The sequence below is a fragment of the Bacillus cereus G9842 genome, assembly GCF_000021305.1.
In the GTDB taxonomy this organism is placed as follows: Bacteria; Bacillota; Bacilli; order Bacillales; family Bacillaceae_G; genus Bacillus_A; species Bacillus_A thuringiensis_S.
In genome coordinates this window covers 4,011,891-4,029,183 of sequence record NC_011772.1, presented here as the reverse complement: position 1 = coordinate 4,029,183, position 17,293 = coordinate 4,011,891, and the positions used below count along the sequence as shown (strand labels likewise).

The window sequence follows — 17,293 nt, the reverse complement described above, 5'->3', positions numbered from 1 at the left end:
CACAGAACTAGATAGCGATAGCAACGATATCAGTTGGGCATACACGTAAAATACCATTAAAAGTATTACGTTGACGGTTCTTATCATCTTTGTTGTCGTCTTTATTATCTTTATCATTATTGTTACGAGCTAAAGCGGAGAAAAGAGCAACACCGTTAGCGAAACCTTCAAAAATTACATCGTTGAAAGATCCGATACCTTTAATGCTTAAAAGAGAAAGCTCTGTTCCAACTGAAATGCTAGCAAGTACGTTACATACAGCTGGTTGTTGTGGTTTTACCTCTCTCTCTTTCTCGCGATGGTCACGATGGTCGCACTCTCTTTCACGATGATGACAGTCTCTAAAGTTATCACAGCATCCAAATGATCCAAACATAATCCTCATCACCCCCTTCACACTTATAATCTATGTAAGTTCGGTAGTTAGTGACTGGACAGAGAGTGGAATTTTTTCTAGGGGATTTTCTCATTTTAAATGACTAGCTGGGTGTTTAGTATGGAATGATGTTTAAAATAGGGGTAATATAACAAAAAAATGTAAAAACCACCAAAATAAACGAAATGGGTAGCCTTTACACTTTTTTACTTTTATATAAAACGACGATATATACAGGAAGAGCTAGGAGTAGTGGTACGATGGATCGTGCAGTATGTTTTTCTGATTCTAATTGAAATGCTTCTTCTTTTGGGAATTGTAAAATGGAGATGTTTGCGGCATCACCAATAAAATATAGAAGCAGTACAGTTACTATGTAACATAAAAGTGCGATCAAGCTTCCGTATGAACTCAATGAAAATCCCTCTCTTGTTATCTATTTGTTATCATTGTATCACAATTGTAATAAAAACACACGGGTATATTTCAATACCTTAACAAAATTCGACACAAAACGTCACGTTTATTTATGATAAAGGAATAGAATATACTTTTCTATAAGTATAAATGTCGAATGATTTGTAGTAATATTACAAAAGTATGACAGGAAATAAAAAACGAAGGTAATGTAGTTACCTTCGTTTTTTATTATTTTGCCCACTCACTCACTTGCTCTACGCTCATACGTGGTGCAGGGTGACCTTTTAAAGTTGATTCACCAATTGTAATAAGCATAATTGGAACGTAACGAGATGAAACGTTAAATTCGTCTGTCAGTGCTTGTGGATTGAAGCCACCAATAGCACAAGTATCCCAACCAGTTGCTTTAGCTGCAAGCATAAGTTGCATTGCTGCTAAAGATGCATTTGAAAAGGCAGCATCTCTCGGGAATTGTTCACGAGCATATGCAGATTCAATATTTTTAGCTAAGCGTTCTTTTGCTTCTTCTTTCATAAATCCTTGTTCTACAATTGGACCATATACTGGCTCAACATTTTTATAAGCTTCTAAATCACCTAAAATAGCGACTACTGCAGAAGCATCAAGAATTTGTTGTTGGTTATAAGCTATTGGGTGTAATCGTTTTTGTACATCTTCACCTTGAAAAACAAGGAATTTCCAGTGTTGTAAGTTCCAAGCGGAAGGTGCTTGTGCTGCGGCTTTTAAAATCTCATGCAATTCTGTAGATGAGATTTCTTTATTTGGGTTGAATGCACGTGTAGATGTGCGTTCATATAAAACGTTAAAAAAGTTGTCGTTTGTCATTATATATCCTCCAAATTGTATGTAAAATTATCAAGAAAACGCAATGTATATTACTTACATTTTGTAAGTTGTCGAATTTAAGAATATAATATCTTTATTTTAATTGTCAAGTTTTAAGAAATAAGCTAGGGCATTCATACAAACGATATAATTCCTATAATCATACACTAAAAAAGGAATTTATAGAGTGAAAAGGGAAGATAACATTCTCAATTAGCTTGTTAATATGTATCTCTCGCAAATTAAAGTTTATTAGAGAACAGTCTTTTAAAAATGTTTGTGAGGAATTCAGTAGAACAAGATATATGAAGTGAGTGAAGACTAGTGATGAACATACTACATTTTTTATTAGAGAATACGGTTTTCCAAAATGTGTTACAAGATTTGCAGTTAAATGTCCTTTATATAGAAAATGGATGTAAGCATCAACAAACGATAGAAAATATCCATCCAAAATGTATGTTTATAGCAAATAATTTTGAAGAGGGCGAACTATTATTTCAAAGAACGAAACCGCACATTATAATTATGTATGTAACAGATTATTCTCAAATCAAATATATAAAGAATATGTATACCCCGCAAAGTACATTCATTGTCATTTGGGATCAACAAATAACAAAAGAATTTACAGATGTACTTGCATTAGGAATACGTAATATTGTAATAGCCCCTGTAACTCCACAAGCAGTATTAGAAGAAGTGAATAAGAGTTTGTATCAACTTTCTTTAGTAAGGCAAGTTAGTTTGCAACAGGAACTGCTTCAAACGATGTTTGATTTTCAAAATGATTTATTATTTATAGTAGAAGATGATGAAATTGTTGATTGTAATACAAATTTTTTAACTTTTTTCGGATATGAAAATTTGTTTGCCTATCGTGAGCAACATTTAGTATTTGCTGAACATTTTATTAGAGAAAATGGATACTACTCGACGACGCATGATATAACATGGCTAGACGATACTTTATCAAGTGGTAGAAGAATTAAGATGTCAAATTATGAAGGGGAATTATCTACTTTTCTATTACGTGCGACACCATTGCCAGAAGATTTATCAAGATTTATTGTAAAATGTACGGAAATTACAGAATTAGATGAAATCTATCAAGAACAAGAAAGACTTGCTATGGTAGATTCATTGACAGAGATTTATAATCGTTTAAAGTTTCAACAAATACTAGAGGTAGAGTGGGAAAAGGTAATACGTAGTGATGAGAAAATAGCAATCATTTTATTTGATATAGATAATTTTAAAACAGTTAATGACACATATGGTCATGATTTTGGTGATTTGGCATTAATACAACTTGCAGAGCTTATGAAATCTAAAGTGGAGCAGCAACACGTATTTGCAAGGTGGGGAGGAGAAGAATTCATTATATTAGTGACAAATACAGTAGAAAAGGAAGCATTTCAAGTTGCGGAGTCATTACGATTCTTCATTGAAACAAAGCAATTCACTGGAATTTCGAAGCTAACAGCTAGCTTTGGAGTTGCGTTATATGAACAAGGAACTACAAGAGAAGAATTAATGCAACGAGCGGACATTGCTTTATATGAAGCGAAAAAAAATGGAAAGAATCAAGTATGTGTGTACAGAAAAGAAAAAATGTAATTTTTCGCAACAAATTGTTGCGATTTTTTTTTATTGTTTGATAATAGAATAGGGGGACAATTTTTAGCGAAGGAATTATGGAGGATCGACATGATAAAAAAAGTAATGATAATGGCTTCACTGTCTGCTATAGTTGGCGGCGGAGTATACTATTTTCTTGTTAGCCCCAATATAAAGGAAAACACAGTATTAACAACTAAGGTGAATCCTACTATTGAACCAGAAGTGCAAGGGAATATAGAAGGAAAAGAAGAGCAACAAATTGATTATGCTAGCATATCTCAAAAATTAGATCAATATTTAGTCGGAAAGCAATTTAATGGAACAGTTTTGGTAACAGATAAAGAGCATGTTATATTGAATAAAGGATATGGGTATGCTGATGTTCAAAATAAAATAGAAAATACGCCTCAAACAAAATATCGTATCGGTTCTATTACGAAAACAGTTGTTGCCACATCTATTTTACAGTTGCAAGAACAAGGTAAATTGAATATTCAAGATAATGTAAATAAATATATTCCTTCATTTCCGGAGAATAAAAATATTACACTATATCATTTGTTAACCCATACCTCTGGTTTACCTGAACACGCAAAAGGCAATGTTAATGCTGCTTCCCGTTTACAGTTAATTAATTGGATCGGACGTCAAAATTTAGAATTTCCTGCAGGAACAGGTTGGAGATATACAGATTATAATTATATGGTTCTTGCTTATATAATAGAACATATCTCGAAAAAACCTTTAGGAGATTACATAAAAGAAAACATATTTGTAAAAGCAGATATGCATGAATCCGGTATGGGAAATATGGTACCTGGCGATAAAAATTTTACAAAGGGTTATGTGAAAAAAAATCAAGAGCTTGTACCAGCGCAGAAGTTAGGCATGGATTGGCTATATGGTTGTGGTGAGATGTATACGACAGTTGGAGATATGAAGAAGTTAGACGAAGCAATTATAAATGGAAAACTTCTTTCTGAACAAAGTATACAAGCAATGTTTTCACCTTCAGCAGAACGGAAATATGCATTTAGTTTTTATATATATGCAGATTATTTTCATAATCATGGTGTATTATCTGGTTGGAACACTTTCAATAATTTTAATAAAGAAAAAGGAATTTTTGTTATGTTATTTTCAAATGTAAAAAATAGTATGGATGATGACTTTAATAAAGAGTTCCGAAAGATGGTAAATGATTTATTAGAACAAAGGGGATGAGAAAATGGAACATAAAACTTTATCAATAGGTTTCATTGGTATTGGCGTAATGGGAAAAAGTATGGTTTATCACTTAATGCAAGATGGTCATAAAGTATATGTATATAATAGAACGAAAGCAAAAACAGATTCTTTAGTGCAAGATGGTGCACAATGGTGTGATACGCCAAAAGAGTTAGTGAAGCAAGTTGATATTGTAATGACAATGGTTGGATATCCACATGATGTAGAAGAAGTGTATTTTGGTATAGAAGGAATTATAGAACATGCAAAAGAAGGTACGATAGCAATTGACTTTACGACATCTACACCTACTTTAGCAAAACGTATTAATGAAGTTGCAAAAAGCAAAAATATATATACGTTAGATGCACCTGTCTCAGGAGGAGATGTTGGTGCGAAAGAAGCAAAACTCGCAATTATGGTAGGTGGAGAGAAAGAAATATATGATAGATGCTTACCTTTACTTGAAAAGTTAGGAACAAACATTCAATTACAAGGACCAGCTGGGAGTGGACAACATACAAAAATGTGCAATCAAATTGCGATTGCTTCCAATATGATTGGAGTATGTGAGGCTGTTGCTTACGCGAAGAAGGCTGGATTGAATCCAGATAAAGTGTTAGAGAGTATTTCAACAGGGGCAGCAGGTAGTTGGTCATTAAGTAATTTAGCTCCTCGAATGTTAAAAGGAGACTTTGAGCCAGGATTTTATGTAAAGCATTTTATGAAAGATATGAAGATTGCTTTAGAGGAAGCAGAAAAATTACAATTACCAGTCCCAGGCTTAAGTTTGGCGAAAGAATTGTATGAAGAGTTAATTAAGGATGGCGAAGAAAATAGTGGAACACAAGTATTATATAAAAAATATATAAGGGGGTAAACGAGGTGGACCTTCAAAAGTTTGATGAGATGATTGATACTGTACAGCGAGCTACTTGTATGCAAATTAATGAAAAACAAAAAGAAGCTTTTAAACAAAAATATGATTTTGAACCAGACTTTGAATATGGAAGAGATGAGAAGGGGCATTATGTAATTCGAACCTCTAAAAAGATGTTAGAAGAAATGGAGTTTTATTTGGCATTGAAATATGATCGTGATGGAGTGGATCTTTATATGCAAGCTGAGATTGACGGTATATTTCATGTATCTGTTAGCTATGGTGAAGATGCCCTACATCTACAAGAATTGTTTCAATTTCTAGAAGAAAATAAATAAAAGTCCTCATTTGAGGACTTTTATTTATTTAGTCATCTTTAATTTTTATAATTATAAGTTAGAAGCGCGGCGGCATCGTTCAACCGGGAATGGGATAATTTGTGCGATGTGATTAGGACCCAATTGTTTTGTACGAGCATGGCGTATTATATAAAAAGCACACAGAATTGAAACAGGAATAGCGCCGAATAAACCAAACAATAAAGCGCTTACACAAGATGCGACAAATCCTAAAACACCAATTTCTAACTCTTCCATAATAGCTCCTAAAATAACTGGAAATGCTCCACATGTAACCCCAAGTATAAGTGCGATAAGTAAGCTCATGATTATCCCCCTCTGTTTGCGATATTATTTTCCTTCTTAATTAATTGTAGTATATCATATACAAAACAGAATTTTCAGAAAAAATTCAATAAATATTCAAAAAATGTTCAAAAAATATACTTGAAAAATCAAGGTGTTAAATTTGTGATGAAGTGGTACTTTTGAGTAAATAAAAAATCAGGCTTATTTCAAAAATGAAATAAGCCTGTTCCATAGGAGGATGTATATATGTAGAGTGAATAAAAGTTTGGAAAAGGGGGTCCAAGTCCTTTTATTCAACTAACTACCTTAATAGATTGGAACCCAGCCTTCAGTTGTCACAAAAATACGAATAGCTACAACTTGACGATCATCTTGCAAGGTAAAATAATGTCTTGCATTTTCAGGAACAGATATGAGATCGCCTGGCTCAAGTTCAACATCAAAGAATTTCCCATCTTTGCCTTCAATAGCGAAAATGCCATGACCACTGACGATAAAGCGAACTTCGTCATCTGTATGATGATGTTCTTTTTGGAAATTAATTAATAATTCGTCAAGGTTAGGTGTGCTATTTGAAAGTGAAATTACATCATGTGCTTTATAACCTCGACTTGCTGAAACATCAGCGATTTCTTTTGAAAAAACAGCTAATATTTCAGCTTTGTTTTCATCTGTTAACGAATAATTTTCATTTAAATGAGTAGGAAGTTTAGAAATGTTCCATTTCTCATATAAAACGCCTTCCTCTTGTAGAAATTTAGATACTTCCACTTCATTTTCAATGCGAGTATTTACTTCATGAATACGAATTTGCGCCATTAGAAACGCCTCCTTGAATTGATAATAGTTTTATATGAAATTGGAATAAAAACTCATAAGCTTCTAATCTTTTCTTTGCATCAAAGCTATCTCGGCCCCATACGGTAATACCGTGGTTACGGATTAATACTGCTCCTGAATCACCTTTTATATGCTTTCGGAAGTTTTCTCCAAGCGTTGGGATATGGGCATGGTTTTCGATAATAGGAATGTGAATTGTTGCACCTTCTTCCCAAATATCGAGAGCTTTAATAATTTCTTGATTTTGAAGGGTAACTGCATCACTATATAAATTTGTGATGACATTATTATCAGTTGTATGAACATGAAGTACGCACCCGGCATTCGTATTGTTATAAATATGTGTATGCAATATTGTTTCTGCTGAAGGGCGTAATTCAGTCTCTAAAACAGGAACTCCTACATGATCTACTAATAGAAAATCATCTGGAGTGGTTTTTGTTTTATCTTTACCGCTTGCTGTAATGAGAAAAGTAAGTGGCTCATGACTAACTTTTATAGAAATATTACCACTTGTTGCTGGGAACCAATTTCGAGTTGTTAATTCTTTTTTTATCTCGCTTAAGTCATACCATTGACGAAAAAGTTGTTTCATGATTTCACCTCCAACAAATGTTTTAATTCATTTTGAATATCATGGAATGTTTCAAACGGTGTATAAGCAATATAATTCTCTGCACACTTTGTAATAAGGAAGTCACGAGCAAATACTTTATCTGCTTGTTTCGCAGCTTGTAAATCAGTAATTGAATCTCCAATCACAATATGGAAGTCATTCGTATCACTCAATTTACGGATGAGAGATGATTTACATAATCCGCAATGATTTTGACAATGATGATCACAAGGATGAGGCCAATTCACCGTAATGTATTCATTTGAAAAATCTGTTTCATTACAGTAAATTTGCTCTTTTGGAATGAGTCCTTGTAAGAGTGGATAGACGAAGAAATCCATTCCACCTGATATAACGTAAAAAGAAATGTTATTTTCATTTACAAATTGTATAAATTCATGAAAACCATTACGAAGTTCAGCAGTTTCTATTAAAAATTGAATAATTTCATCGTGCAGATGAGTAGGTATTAATCGAAATAATTGAGAAACACCTTCTTGAATAGATAGCTCTTGTGATAAAATTCTATTCTTTACTTCTTCAGCTTCTGGTGGTGCGAATTTTTCCATAATGGACATAATGTTATCATTATTTGTAATCGTGCCATCGAAATCACAAAATACTTGAATACTCATAATTTCACCTCATGAGAGGGATTTCCCCATATTTGTAGTGCACTATGCAAATTTATGTCATCTACTTCATGGAGTGGTTTATTTTGCAAAGTAGCCTCAATTGCAGTACGGAATGCTTTACCACCGCCTTGCGCTCCATTTGGATGTCCATGTATCCCGCCGCCAGCATTAATAACAACATCTTTACCGAAATCTCGTACAATAAAGGGAACGAAACCAGGGTGAATACCAGCAGATGGAACAGAAAAGCTCTTCTTGAAAAATGCATCGTCTTCAGTTAAATATTTTGAGATAGCAAGAGCTTCCTCTTTTTCTAGCGCAACACTTCCGTATGGAGATGGGAATAATGAAAAGTCAGCCCCAGCATAGCGTAGTAGCTTTCCGAGTAATAATGGAGATGAAATTCCATATAACTTAGATGCTGAATAAGCACCACTTACAGCAGGGTGTGCCATAATAGGAACTGGGATTTCATCATCTTCTGCAAGTGATTGTAGTACATCTAGTCCGTAAGCAAATACGTTAAATAATAGAATATCAGCTCCAGCTTGCACTGCACGTTTCGCATTTTCTTTTAAATCAAAAGTTCGTCCTGTTAAATTTACGGCATATAACGTTTTATGTCCGTATGTTTCATATACGGATTGTAAAACTTCTTTTCCAGATACAATGCGTTTCGTAAGTGGTGTTAATGCATTTTCAAATAATATTTCATCATCTTTTACTATATCTACACCACCAATTGCTTGATCGCGTAATTGCGTTTTTAAATACCCAATATTTCGTCCAATCATTCCTTTAAAAATACTCATTAAAAGGGGACGATCATGCACTTGTAAAAGATTTCGAATACCATCTATCCCGAATTTTGGCCCAGGAAAATGTTTTTTTAACTCGTCTGAAAAAGTTAAGTCAATTAATTTTACTTCGCCATCAAGGGATAGCTTTCCAAATGTAGTCGTTAAAATTGCTGGTAAATCTGGACTGAAGTTTAATAACGGATATTCGATTTTAATAATTCCGCGTTTTACTTTTTTACGTAAATACGAATTTGTATGTTCATGTTCAGCTAATTCCACAATATGAATGACGTTGCCTTTATGTTGCTTTAATTGTTCTTGCAATAATTGTGGCAAATGAGTCCAAGAGCCAATTGTTAAACCAAGTGCAATTTGCTCAGCCTTTTTTTCTAAGTTATGTGAATCATCATGGATTAAATACGTCGCTATAATTCCGCTCATTGTTATAACCTCCTAGTTAAATAAAAAAACCTCTCAGCTAAGGAGAGGTTTTTTTACAACCAGCTCCTTATCTGTCAGCGTAATGCTGCGAGAATTAGCACCGTGTCTACAATTGTAGATCGGTTGCCGGGTTTCGTCGGGCTCGTCCCTCCACCTGCTCTTGATAAGAAGTATTTAGAAATGTTTAAATTTTTAAGATAACTGAATTTTGTCAGATATTTTTCATGTTGTCAATTACTTTTTGAAAAAATTTAATTTATCAATTCGATTAATGGCTTCCCGTAATCTATCTTCTGTATGCAAGAGACCAACACGGATATACCCTTCGCCATGTTCACCAAATCCAACACCAGGAGCAACTGCAACATGTGCTTTTTCTAGTAAAATATCAGCAAATTGCTCAGAGGTATATCCTTTTGGAACAGGAAGCCATGCAAAGAATGACCCTGTTGGAATGTCTACATTCCAACCAATTGATTGACAAGCCGAAATAAGAGCGTTTCGTCGAGATTCGTAACTATTTACAAGGTCTATTACGCAAGACTGTGAACTTAATAGTGCTTCGCGGGCAGCATCTTGAACTGCACCAAAAATACTAACATACATATGATCTTGTAATAAGTTAATGGTTTCAATGACACTTTCATTCCCTACTGCAAAAGCAATACGCCAGCCAGCCATATTGAAAGTTTTCGATAGAGTGTAAATTTCAATACCTGTATTTTTAGCACCGTCTGCTTGCAAGAAACTAACAGGTTTTTGACCATCGAATCCAATCGCACCGTAAGCAAAATCATGAACCACTAATATATTATGTTTATTAGCAAAATGAATAGTTGCATCAAAAAAATCTTTTGATGCAGTAGCACCTGTAGGATTATTTGGATAGTTTAAAAACATTAATTTTGCACGCTCGGCAATAGAGTTATTAATTTTTGTGTAATCTGGTAAAAAGTTATTTTCTGCAATAAGCGGCATTGTTTCAAATTGTGCTTTTGCTAAAGCAACTCCTGATAAATAATCTGGATAGCCTGGATCTGGAACGAGAATCGAATCACCAGGGTTTGTAAAACAAACTGGTAATTCTACTAATCCAGCCTTTCCACCAAACAATATAGCAACTTCAGTTTTCGGATTTACTACTACATCATATTCACGTTGATAGAATGTTGCCACGGCTTCTTTTAAACTTTCATGTCCGCGAAATGGCGGATATTTATGATGAATGGTCTTTTCTGCAGCATCTTGTAAAGCTTTTACGATATGCTGCGGTGTTGGTTGATCTGGATTACCTTGACCTAGATTAATAACATCGTGACCAGCTGCAACGAATTTGTTAACTTTTGCAACAAGTGAAGCGAAAAATTGTGTTGGCAATGATGTTACTATCTCAGAAGGTTGAAATAATTTCATACTTTCCACCTCTTTTGAAAGTTGTTACAATTCTAGTGACAAATGATATAATCTTTCCAGTATTTTGTAAAGAGAAAAATAAGAATGGGGCTGAAAAAATGAAAGTCGCATGTATTCAAATGGATATTGTTTTTGGAGATGTAGAAAAAAATATTGAGAATGCTAAAAATAAAATAAGCGAAGCGATGAAGGAGAGACCGGATGTTATTGTCTTACCAGAATTATGGACAACAGGATATGATTTAGCAAGACTTTCTGAAATTGCAGATAGGGATGGATTGGAAACGAAAGAAAAGTTGAAAGAATGGTCGAAACAATATGGTGTACATATTGTTGGTGGTTCCATAGCGAAGCAAACAGAGCAAGGTGTTACAAATACAATGTATGTGGTAAACAAGGAAGGAGAACTAGTCAATGAATATAGTAAAGTGCATTTATTTCAGCTTATGGATGAACATAAATATTTAATCGCTGGAAATAGTACAGGTGAATTTAAGTTAGATGATGTAGAGTGCGCCGGCACAATTTGTTATGACATTCGTTTTCCAGAGTGGATGCGCGTTCATACTGCAAAAGGTTCAAAAGTTTTATTTGTTGTAGCAGAATGGCCATTAGTTCGTTTAGCACATTGGCGTTTGCTATTGCAAGCAAGAGCAGTTGAAAATCAATGTTATGTTGTTGCCTGTAATAGGGCAGGAAAGGATCCGAATAATGAGTTTGCCGGTCATTCTTTAATTGTCGATCCTTGGGGCGAGGTTGTTGTAGAAGCAAATGAAGAAGAATCAATTTTATTTGGAGAGCTTGTATTCGAGAAAATTAAAGAAGTACGTAAAGGAATTCCAGTTTTTGCGGATCGTCGTCCAGAATTATACAAATAAAATGTTGACAAGTGATTTTTATTCTTGGTATAGTCTTCAACATAAAGTTAAAAATTCAAAAAATTATACAACTCTTATCAAGAGCAGGTGGAGGGATTTGGCCCGATGAAGCCCAGCAACCGACCGTAATACCATTGTGAAATGGGGCGTTTATTACGCCAAAAGGCACGGTGCTAATTCCAGCAGAAAGTAAAACTTTCTGGCAGATAAGAGGGGAGAAGATAAACTTCAAACCTCTTTCTTAGTGGAAAGAGGTTTTTCTATGTTAGAAAAACCTCTGAATTTAAAAAGGGGGAGAAGACGATGGGATATTATTCATTAACAGAAATAACAGCTGTACAATATGCGAAAGATCATGGCTATTTTGAAGCGAAGGCAAATGTCGTTTGTCATGAAATTGGAGACGGAAACTTAAATTACGTGTTCAAATTAGATGATGGAGAGAAATCAATTATAATAAAACAAGCACTGCCCTATGCGAAAGTAGTTGGTGAAAGCTGGCCATTGTCTATAAAAAGAGCAACGATTGAAAGTAAGGCCTTACAAATTTTTGCGCAGTATGTACCGGATTATGTTCCAGCAGTGTACAGTCATGATGAAGAGTTAGCGATAACGGTAATAGAAGACTTATCAAGACTAACAATTACAAGAAAAGGATTAATAGGCGGAGAAGAATATCCGCTTTTATCCCAGCATATCGGCCGTTTTCTAGCACATGTTTTATTTTATACTTCAGATTTTGGTTTACAGTCAGAAGAGAAGAGGGTACTAGAAGGTACCTTTGTAAATCCGGACCTTTGTAAAATTACAGAGGATTTAGTGTTTACAGATCCGTTTGGACATTATGATACAAATGATTATGAGCCAGATTTACAGCTCGTGGTTGATGAACTTTGGAGTGATAAAACTTTAAAACTAAAAGTAGCACAATATAAATATAAGTTCTTAACAAGAAAAGAAACTCTTATTCATGGTGATTTACATACTGGTAGTATTTTTTCGTCACCTTCTGAAACGAAAGTGATTGATCCAGAATTTGCGACATATGGCCCATTTGGATTTGACATAGGTCAATTTATTGCAAATCTATTATTAAATGCTTTATCTAGAGAAGAAGAAAAAAGAAGTGTACTATTTTTCCATATAGAAAAGACGTGGAGTTATTTTGTAGAGACTTTTACAAAGTTATGGATTGGAGAAGGTGTAGAAGTATATACGAAAGAAAAACAATGGTTACCAATTATTTTGCAAAATATCTTTACTGATGCAGTTGGATTTGCCGGATGTGAACTGATTCGTAGAACAATTGGTTTAGCTCATGTAGCAGATTTAGATGAAATAGAAAATAAAGAAACAAGAATTCAAGCTAAGAAGCAAGCGCTATCCTTAGGTAAAGAACTAATAAAATATGAATCTAAAAGTGCAGATATTCAACTGTTTCGAACATTATTTCAACAGACAGTTTCAGGGGGCGTAAAAGCGTGAGTACAATTGTTACTGTTCCGAGATCTGTAAGCTGGAAAGGTGATGCAATTGCGGTATTAAATCAAACGAAATTGCCGCATAGCACAGAATACAAAACATTGACGACTATTGAAGAGGTTTGGAAAAGCATCGTAATGTTAGAAGTACGAGGAGCGCCTGCAATTGGAATTGTAGCTGCATTTGGCTTGGCGCTTGCATCAAAAAAATATAACACTGTACATATTGAAGAATTTCAAAAGAAGTTTAATAGAGATTGTAATTATTTGGGGACGTCACGCCCGACAGCGGTCAATTTATTTTGGGCAATTGATCGTATGAGAGAATCTATTCGAGGGATTACTACAATAAAAGGAGCACAAAAAACATTAGAAGAAGAAGCGCTTCGCATTCAGCAGGAAGATGAAGAGGTGTGCCGAAATATTGGGGAATATGCGTTAACATGTTTTAAAGATGGCGATAATATTTTAACAATCTGTAACGCTGGAAGTATCGCAACTGCCAGATATGGAACTGCATTAGCTCCCTTTTATATTGGAAAAGAGAAAGGTGTGCGTTTACATGCATATGCGTGTGAAACGAGACCAGTTTTACAAGGTGGTCGCTTAACGACGTGGGAATTGAAGCAAGCAAATATTAATGTGACCCTTATTACAGATAATACTGCAGCTCATGCTATTCAAACGAAAGAAATAGATGCAATTATTGTAGGGGCGGATCGAATTGTCGCAAATGGAGATACGGCAAATAAAATAGGGACAATGAATTTAGCTATTTTAGCAAAGTACTTTGATATCCCATTTTATGTTGCTGCGCCACTGTCAACATTTGATGTTACGAAAGAAACTGGAGCCGAAATAATTATTGAAGAAAGAGATGAAACAGAAGTTACGAAAATCTTTGGAAAACAAGTAGCACCAATCGGAACGAATGTTTATAACCCTGCATTTGACGTAACACCGAACGAATTAATTACAGGAATTATTACTGAGAAAGGTATTATAAGCGGGGATTATAAAAGAGAAATTGCATCATTATTTGAAAAACAGGCTAATACATAATAGCTTGTTTTTTTATGCCTAAATGCATTGTTTTCTCTTACTTATATAATGAAAGGAGGAGAAGAGGATGGAAGAGTGGATCAAGATGATAGGTAATGTAGGGTTTCCAATTGTTGTAACATTATATTTACTCCACCGTATTGAAAGTAAATTAGAGGGGGTAATTGTTGCAATTGAGAAGCTCCCGCGGCAATTACTAAAGTACGAAGATCCTCGCGATAAAAAATAAAGTTTGCTCTTCTTGAGCAAACTTTATTTTTTATTGAGCAGTATAGCCACCATCGATAACGACAGCTTGACCAGTTATACCTTTCGCTTTTTCACTCGCTAAAAACATAGCATAATCAGCGATTTCTTGTACTTGTAGCAAACGCTTCTGTGGTACAAGTGGATAAATGACATCTTCTAAAACATTTTCAAGTGGTACATTTCGTGTAGTAGCTAAGTCTTGTAGTTGATTACGTACAAGAGGGGTATCGACATAACCAGGGCAAAGGGCATTAACAGTAATACCATGCGTAGCACCTTCTAAAGCGGCAACTTTTGTTAATCCAATTACGCCATGTTTTGCACTATTATAGGCAGCTTTTCCAGCAAACCCGACCAGGCCGTTAATAGAAGCGACATTAATAATACGACCATATTTTTGTTGTTTCATAATCGGAAAGGCATGCTTAATTGCGATAAACGGAGCAATTTGCATAATTTGAATTAGCAGCTCGAACTTTTCAGTTGGAAAGTCTTCAATGGGTGAAACGTGTTGCATTCCTGCGTTGTTAATTAATATATCTAATGAACCGAAATGATCAACTGTTTGAGAAATTGCTGCTGTAATTTCCTCTTCAGATGTAACGTCACATTTTAAACCGATAGCTTGAAAACCTTCATTTTGTAATTGTTCAGCAGCTTCTTTCGCACGTTCTTCAAGGCGATCAGTAATCACAACTTTTGCACCTTCTTTTGCAAAAGTACTTCCCACTTCATATCCAATACCACTCGCAGCACCTGTTAAAAAGACAACTCGATTTGTAACCATGATGAAAAACATCCCTTCATAATAAAGTTTTCATAGTGCTCTATTTAGAGAGGTTATAATGAAATTCCTGCAAACATTTGGAAAAAATATCGTTAGCTATCTTGTTTTGCAAAATAGTCTTTGCTATACTATTTTGTAAAGCAAGATACTTACGCTTATCTATCTTGTAAAACAAGATAGTAGGAGGATTTGAATTATGTCGACAAGTCAAATGCTGAAAGGGATCTTAGAAGGATGCTTACTTGCTATTATTTCTGAAGGCGAAATATACGGTTATGAAATGAGTGAGAAGCTAGCAAAGTATGGTTTTACAATGGCGAGTGAGGGAAGTATTTATCCGTTATTAATACGAATGCAAAAAGAAGGATTAATAACAAGCGTAATGAAGGAATCTCCATCTGGTCCAAAGAGAAAATATTACACATTAACAGAAAAAGGCGAGGAAGCACTTGATGAATTTATGGATCGCTGGGAAGCGATGCAAAGTAGTGTAGAACGTTTACTTGAAGGGAAGGGAAGGAGAAAATAATGTTATCAAGTGAAGCACAAAAGTTTTTGTTAGATATGAGATTATTTTTGACGGCAAAGAGTGTGAAAGAAAGTGATATTGAAAACTTTTTAGAAGACGCAGAACTTCATTTAATAGAAGGTGAGAGTGAGGGGAAGAGTGTAGAAGATATTTTCGGAAGCTCACCGAAAGAATATGCAAATGAACTTGTAAAAGTGATGGAAAGAGATAGACAGGAAACGTGGAAGCAAATTGGTTTTACAGTAATGAATATCGTATCTTTTTGGATTATTGCTTCTATCTTAATAGTGAGTAATGGAATGTTACAGATTTCACTTATACAGTGTATCGGTTACAGTTTTTCATTGATTTTAGTTGTTATGGGTCCTAATTTTCTACTTCGCAAAATGACCTTCGTCACAAGCTTTACAAAAACATGGTTTTCTATGTGGTCTTTAGTTATGATTGCTCCATTGTTTTTATTAGGAGCTGTTACGATATTAGATGTGATATATCCTACAAAAATGCTCACATTCACCGAAGTCCAAAGTTATATATTAGCTGGTGGGATTTTTATCATCACAGTAGCTATAAATATATATTTTGAAGGATGGTTTAAAAACTTATATTTAATTATTCCGCTTTCTATTATGTTAATGTTTAAAACATTTACATCTGAAGATCTTATGCCAATGCTATTTCAAATTATATGTTTATACGGAAGTTTGTTTATTTTAATTTTCCTTGAAATTATGATGAAGACGAATAGAAGAGAAACGGTTAAATAAAGGGGGATTATCATGAAGGTTTCTAAAGAAGGTGAAAAGTTTTTAATCGATACGAAAGTATATTTAATAACAAATGGGATTAAAGAAGAAGATGTGGACGCTTTTCTTGCAGATGCAGAACTTCATTTAATAGAAGGCGAGAAAGAGGGAAAGACAGTAAGTGACATATTTGGTGACTCACCAAAAGAGTATGCGGAAGAATTAGCGAAAGAGATGGAGAAGGATAAAAGCGGGAGTATAAAAAGTATTTTAGGGATGATTATTGGTATTGGTGGATGTTGGTTACTTACTAATATATTATTTGAAAATCCTAATCATAAATTTACGTTAACGAATGTACAATTGATTGGATACCCAATTGTTTTAATGATTACTATTGTAAGTATAATATTTGCTTTTAAAATGTCATCATTTAAGAGTAAAATAAAAGAATTTAGCATTATTTATGTAGCAGCTTTGTTACCAATTTTATTACTAGTATTATTAATGTTTATGAATAAGTGGTATGGGACACCTGTATTGCAATTAACTACTATACAAAGTTATATACTAGTTGGAATTGTCTTATTAGTATTGTTAATTGGGGAAGCGTACATACTTGGATGGATTGGAATGTTAGTTGTTATCATACCACTATTAATTATGTTTGTATTTAAAGAATTAGGAAAGCAAAACCCATATTGGGGAATACTAGAGCCTTTACTTCTGTACGGAAGTTTATATGTATTAATGAGATGGTCTTTAAAAAATGAAGAGCAAAAAACTGTAAACTAGTT

The 17,293-nt window shown here is 34.2% G+C and carries 21 protein-coding genes and 2 riboswitches; of the genes, 11 read left to right on the top strand and 10 right to left on the bottom strand.

The genetic code is table 11. From position 1 onward, the window contains the following. Window positions 1–7 precede the first annotated feature (7 nt). The 3 genes from BCG9842_RS20160 to BCG9842_RS20150 form a co-directional block, all read right to left on the bottom strand. The gene (locus tag BCG9842_RS20160) at window positions 8–376 is read right to left on the bottom strand and encodes a DUF3915 domain-containing protein (RefSeq protein WP_000468031.1); all 369 of its coding nucleotides are present in this window, start codon (window positions 374–376) and stop codon (window positions 8–10) included. 196 nt (window positions 377–572) lie between these two features. Continuing rightward, complete coding sequence (locus BCG9842_RS20155) at window positions 573–791, bottom strand: hypothetical protein (RefSeq protein WP_000100494.1); 219 nt, start codon at window positions 789–791, stop codon at window positions 573–575. Between the two features lie 233 nt (window positions 792–1,024). Beyond that, window positions 1,025–1,642: a nitroreductase family protein gene (locus BCG9842_RS20150; RefSeq protein ID WP_000180387.1), complete on the bottom strand. Its 618-nt coding sequence runs from the start codon at window positions 1,640–1,642 to the stop codon at window positions 1,025–1,027. Window positions 1,643–1,969: 327 nt separating this feature from the next. Here BCG9842_RS20150 and BCG9842_RS20145 point away from each other — a divergent pair, with 327 nt between their 5' ends. The 4 genes from BCG9842_RS20145 (at window position 1,970) to BCG9842_RS20130 (ending at window position 5,710) form a co-directional block, all read left to right on the top strand. Then, window positions 1,970–3,262, top strand: coding sequence for a GGDEF domain-containing protein (locus BCG9842_RS20145; protein WP_001023181.1), 1,293 nt, complete (start codon window positions 1,970–1,972; stop codon window positions 3,260–3,262). 90 nt (window positions 3,263–3,352) lie between these two features. Continuing rightward, entirely contained in the window at window positions 3,353–4,489 is a 1,137-nt protein-coding gene (locus tag BCG9842_RS20140) for a serine hydrolase domain-containing protein (RefSeq protein ID WP_000592893.1), read from the top strand. 4 nt (window positions 4,490–4,493) lie between these two features. Then, window positions 4,494–5,372: an NAD(P)-dependent oxidoreductase gene (locus BCG9842_RS20135; RefSeq protein ID WP_000400437.1), complete on the top strand. Its 879-nt coding sequence runs from the start codon at window positions 4,494–4,496 to the stop codon at window positions 5,370–5,372. Window positions 5,373–5,377: 5 nt separating this feature from the next. Continuing rightward, on the top strand, window positions 5,378–5,710 hold the full coding sequence (locus BCG9842_RS20130) for a DUF3909 family protein (RefSeq protein ID WP_000365617.1): 333 nt from the start codon (window positions 5,378–5,380) through the stop codon (window positions 5,708–5,710). A 51-nt stretch (window positions 5,711–5,761) separates the two neighbouring features. Here BCG9842_RS20130 and BCG9842_RS20125 read toward each other — a convergent pair whose 3' ends face one another. From BCG9842_RS20125 to BCG9842_RS20100, 6 genes are all read right to left on the bottom strand, one after another. Continuing rightward, the gene (locus tag BCG9842_RS20125; protein ID WP_000054662.1) at window positions 5,762–6,037 is read right to left on the bottom strand and encodes a hypothetical protein; all 276 of its coding nucleotides are present in this window, start codon (window positions 6,035–6,037) and stop codon (window positions 5,762–5,764) included. Window positions 6,038–6,325: 288 nt separating this feature from the next. Next, window positions 6,326–6,838 (bottom strand): 1,2-dihydroxy-3-keto-5-methylthiopentene dioxygenase, encoded by a 513-nt coding sequence (locus tag BCG9842_RS20120; protein WP_000057322.1) that lies wholly within the window; start codon window positions 6,836–6,838, stop codon window positions 6,326–6,328. Beyond that, entirely contained in the window at window positions 6,816–7,454 is a 639-nt protein-coding gene (locus BCG9842_RS20115) for a methylthioribulose 1-phosphate dehydratase (protein WP_000811340.1), read from the bottom strand. The genes BCG9842_RS20120 and BCG9842_RS20115 overlap by 23 nt, the downstream gene beginning before the upstream one ends. Beyond that, window positions 7,451–8,110, bottom strand: a complete 660-nt coding sequence (gene mtnX, locus BCG9842_RS20110; RefSeq protein WP_000027488.1) for a 2-hydroxy-3-keto-5-methylthiopentenyl-1-phosphate phosphatase — start codon at window positions 8,108–8,110, stop codon at window positions 7,451–7,453. The genes BCG9842_RS20115 and mtnX overlap by 4 nt, the downstream gene beginning before the upstream one ends. Beyond that, window positions 8,107–9,351 (bottom strand): 2,3-diketo-5-methylthiopentyl-1-phosphate enolase, encoded by a 1,245-nt coding sequence (mtnW, locus tag BCG9842_RS20105; RefSeq protein ID WP_000014207.1) that lies wholly within the window; start codon window positions 9,349–9,351, stop codon window positions 8,107–8,109. The genes mtnX and mtnW overlap by 4 nt, the downstream gene beginning before the upstream one ends. Before the next feature lie 64 nt (window positions 9,352–9,415). After that, window positions 9,416–9,521, bottom strand: a riboswitch (SAM riboswitch). A gap of 64 nt (window positions 9,522–9,585) precedes the next feature. Further along, window positions 9,586–10,764: a pyridoxal phosphate-dependent aminotransferase gene (locus tag BCG9842_RS20100; protein WP_000765506.1), complete on the bottom strand. Its 1,179-nt coding sequence runs from the start codon at window positions 10,762–10,764 to the stop codon at window positions 9,586–9,588. Between the two features lie 14 nt (window positions 10,765–10,778). Here BCG9842_RS20100 and BCG9842_RS20095 point away from each other — a divergent pair, with 14 nt between their 5' ends. From BCG9842_RS20095 to BCG9842_RS20080, 4 genes are all read left to right on the top strand, one after another. Beyond that, window positions 10,779–11,642 carry a carbon-nitrogen family hydrolase gene (locus BCG9842_RS20095; RefSeq protein ID WP_002162505.1) on the top strand — a complete coding sequence of 288 codons (864 nt, stop codon included), beginning with the start codon at window positions 10,779–10,781 and terminating at the stop codon, window positions 11,640–11,642. A 71-nt stretch (window positions 11,643–11,713) separates the two neighbouring features. Further along, a riboswitch (SAM riboswitch) is annotated at window positions 11,714–11,855 on the top strand. A 90-nt stretch (window positions 11,856–11,945) separates the two neighbouring features. Continuing rightward, window positions 11,946–13,127, top strand: coding sequence for an S-methyl-5-thioribose kinase (mtnK, locus tag BCG9842_RS20090; protein ID WP_000542672.1), 1,182 nt, complete (start codon window positions 11,946–11,948; stop codon window positions 13,125–13,127). Then, a complete protein-coding gene (gene mtnA, locus BCG9842_RS20085; RefSeq protein ID WP_000104617.1) occupies window positions 13,124–14,185 on the top strand; it encodes an S-methyl-5-thioribose-1-phosphate isomerase in 1,062 nt (353 codons plus the stop codon). The genes mtnK and mtnA overlap by 4 nt, the downstream gene beginning before the upstream one ends. Before the next feature lie 67 nt (window positions 14,186–14,252). Then, complete coding sequence (locus BCG9842_RS20080; protein ID WP_000393336.1) at window positions 14,253–14,414, top strand: YvrJ family protein; 162 nt, start codon at window positions 14,253–14,255, stop codon at window positions 14,412–14,414. 30 nt (window positions 14,415–14,444) lie between these two features. Here BCG9842_RS20080 and BCG9842_RS20075 read toward each other — a convergent pair whose 3' ends face one another. Beyond that, a complete protein-coding gene (locus BCG9842_RS20075; RefSeq protein ID WP_000258453.1) occupies window positions 14,445–15,221 on the bottom strand; it encodes a 3-hydroxybutyrate dehydrogenase in 777 nt (258 codons plus the stop codon). A gap of 196 nt (window positions 15,222–15,417) precedes the next feature. Here BCG9842_RS20075 and BCG9842_RS20070 point away from each other — a divergent pair, with 196 nt between their 5' ends. Genes BCG9842_RS20070 through BCG9842_RS20060 form a run of 3 tightly spaced genes read left to right on the top strand, consistent with a single transcriptional unit; the run spans window position 15,418 to window position 17,291 of the window. Further along, on the top strand, window positions 15,418–15,750 hold the full coding sequence (locus BCG9842_RS20070) for a PadR family transcriptional regulator (protein ID WP_000107977.1): 333 nt from the start codon (window positions 15,418–15,420) through the stop codon (window positions 15,748–15,750). Then, window positions 15,750–16,517: a DUF1129 domain-containing protein gene (locus BCG9842_RS20065; protein ID WP_000952877.1), complete on the top strand. Its 768-nt coding sequence runs from the start codon at window positions 15,750–15,752 to the stop codon at window positions 16,515–16,517. Before BCG9842_RS20070 ends, BCG9842_RS20065 begins: the two co-directional genes overlap by 1 nt. Before the next feature lie 12 nt (window positions 16,518–16,529). Beyond that, window positions 16,530–17,291, top strand: coding sequence for a DUF1129 domain-containing protein (locus BCG9842_RS20060; RefSeq protein WP_000868634.1), 762 nt, complete (start codon window positions 16,530–16,532; stop codon window positions 17,289–17,291). The last annotated feature ends 2 nt before the right edge of the window (window positions 17,292–17,293 follow it).

Excerpts from the sequence above, each read along its gene's own strand:
- BCG9842_RS20160 (WP_000468031.1), bottom strand. The coding sequence starts at position 376 with ATGTTTGGATCATTTGGATGCTGTGATAACTTTAGAGACTGTCATCAT.
- BCG9842_RS20150 (WP_000180387.1), bottom strand. The coding sequence starts at position 1,642 with ATGACAAACGACAACTTTTTTAACGTTTTATATGAACGCACATCTACA.
- BCG9842_RS20145 (WP_001023181.1), top strand. The coding sequence starts at position 1,970 with ATGAACATACTACATTTTTTATTAGAGAATACGGTTTTCCAAAATGTG.
- BCG9842_RS20140 (WP_000592893.1), top strand. The coding sequence starts at position 3,353 with ATGATAAAAAAAGTAATGATAATGGCTTCACTGTCTGCTATAGTTGGC.
- BCG9842_RS20135 (WP_000400437.1), top strand. The coding sequence starts at position 4,494 with ATGGAACATAAAACTTTATCAATAGGTTTCATTGGTATTGGCGTAATG.
- BCG9842_RS20125 (WP_000054662.1), bottom strand. The coding sequence starts at position 6,037 with ATGAGCTTACTTATCGCACTTATACTTGGGGTTACATGTGGAGCATTT.
- BCG9842_RS20120 (WP_000057322.1), bottom strand. The coding sequence starts at position 6,838 with ATGGCGCAAATTCGTATTCATGAAGTAAATACTCGCATTGAAAATGAA.
- BCG9842_RS20115 (WP_000811340.1), bottom strand. The coding sequence starts at position 7,454 with ATGAAACAACTTTTTCGTCAATGGTATGACTTAAGCGAGATAAAAAAA.
- mtnX (WP_000027488.1), bottom strand. The coding sequence starts at position 8,110 with ATGAGTATTCAAGTATTTTGTGATTTCGATGGCACGATTACAAATAAT.
- mtnW (WP_000014207.1), bottom strand. The coding sequence starts at position 9,351 with ATGAGCGGAATTATAGCGACGTATTTAATCCATGATGATTCACATAAC.
- BCG9842_RS20100 (WP_000765506.1), bottom strand. The coding sequence starts at position 10,764 with ATGAAATTATTTCAACCTTCTGAGATAGTAACATCATTGCCAACACAA.
- mtnK (WP_000542672.1), top strand. The coding sequence starts at position 11,946 with ATGGGATATTATTCATTAACAGAAATAACAGCTGTACAATATGCGAAA.
- BCG9842_RS20080 (WP_000393336.1), top strand. The coding sequence starts at position 14,253 with ATGGAAGAGTGGATCAAGATGATAGGTAATGTAGGGTTTCCAATTGTT.
- BCG9842_RS20075 (WP_000258453.1), bottom strand. The coding sequence starts at position 15,221 with ATGGTTACAAATCGAGTTGTCTTTTTAACAGGTGCTGCGAGTGGTATT.
- BCG9842_RS20070 (WP_000107977.1), top strand. The coding sequence starts at position 15,418 with ATGTCGACAAGTCAAATGCTGAAAGGGATCTTAGAAGGATGCTTACTT.
- BCG9842_RS20065 (WP_000952877.1), top strand. The coding sequence starts at position 15,750 with ATGTTATCAAGTGAAGCACAAAAGTTTTTGTTAGATATGAGATTATTT.
- BCG9842_RS20060 (WP_000868634.1), top strand. The coding sequence starts at position 16,530 with ATGAAGGTTTCTAAAGAAGGTGAAAAGTTTTTAATCGATACGAAAGTA.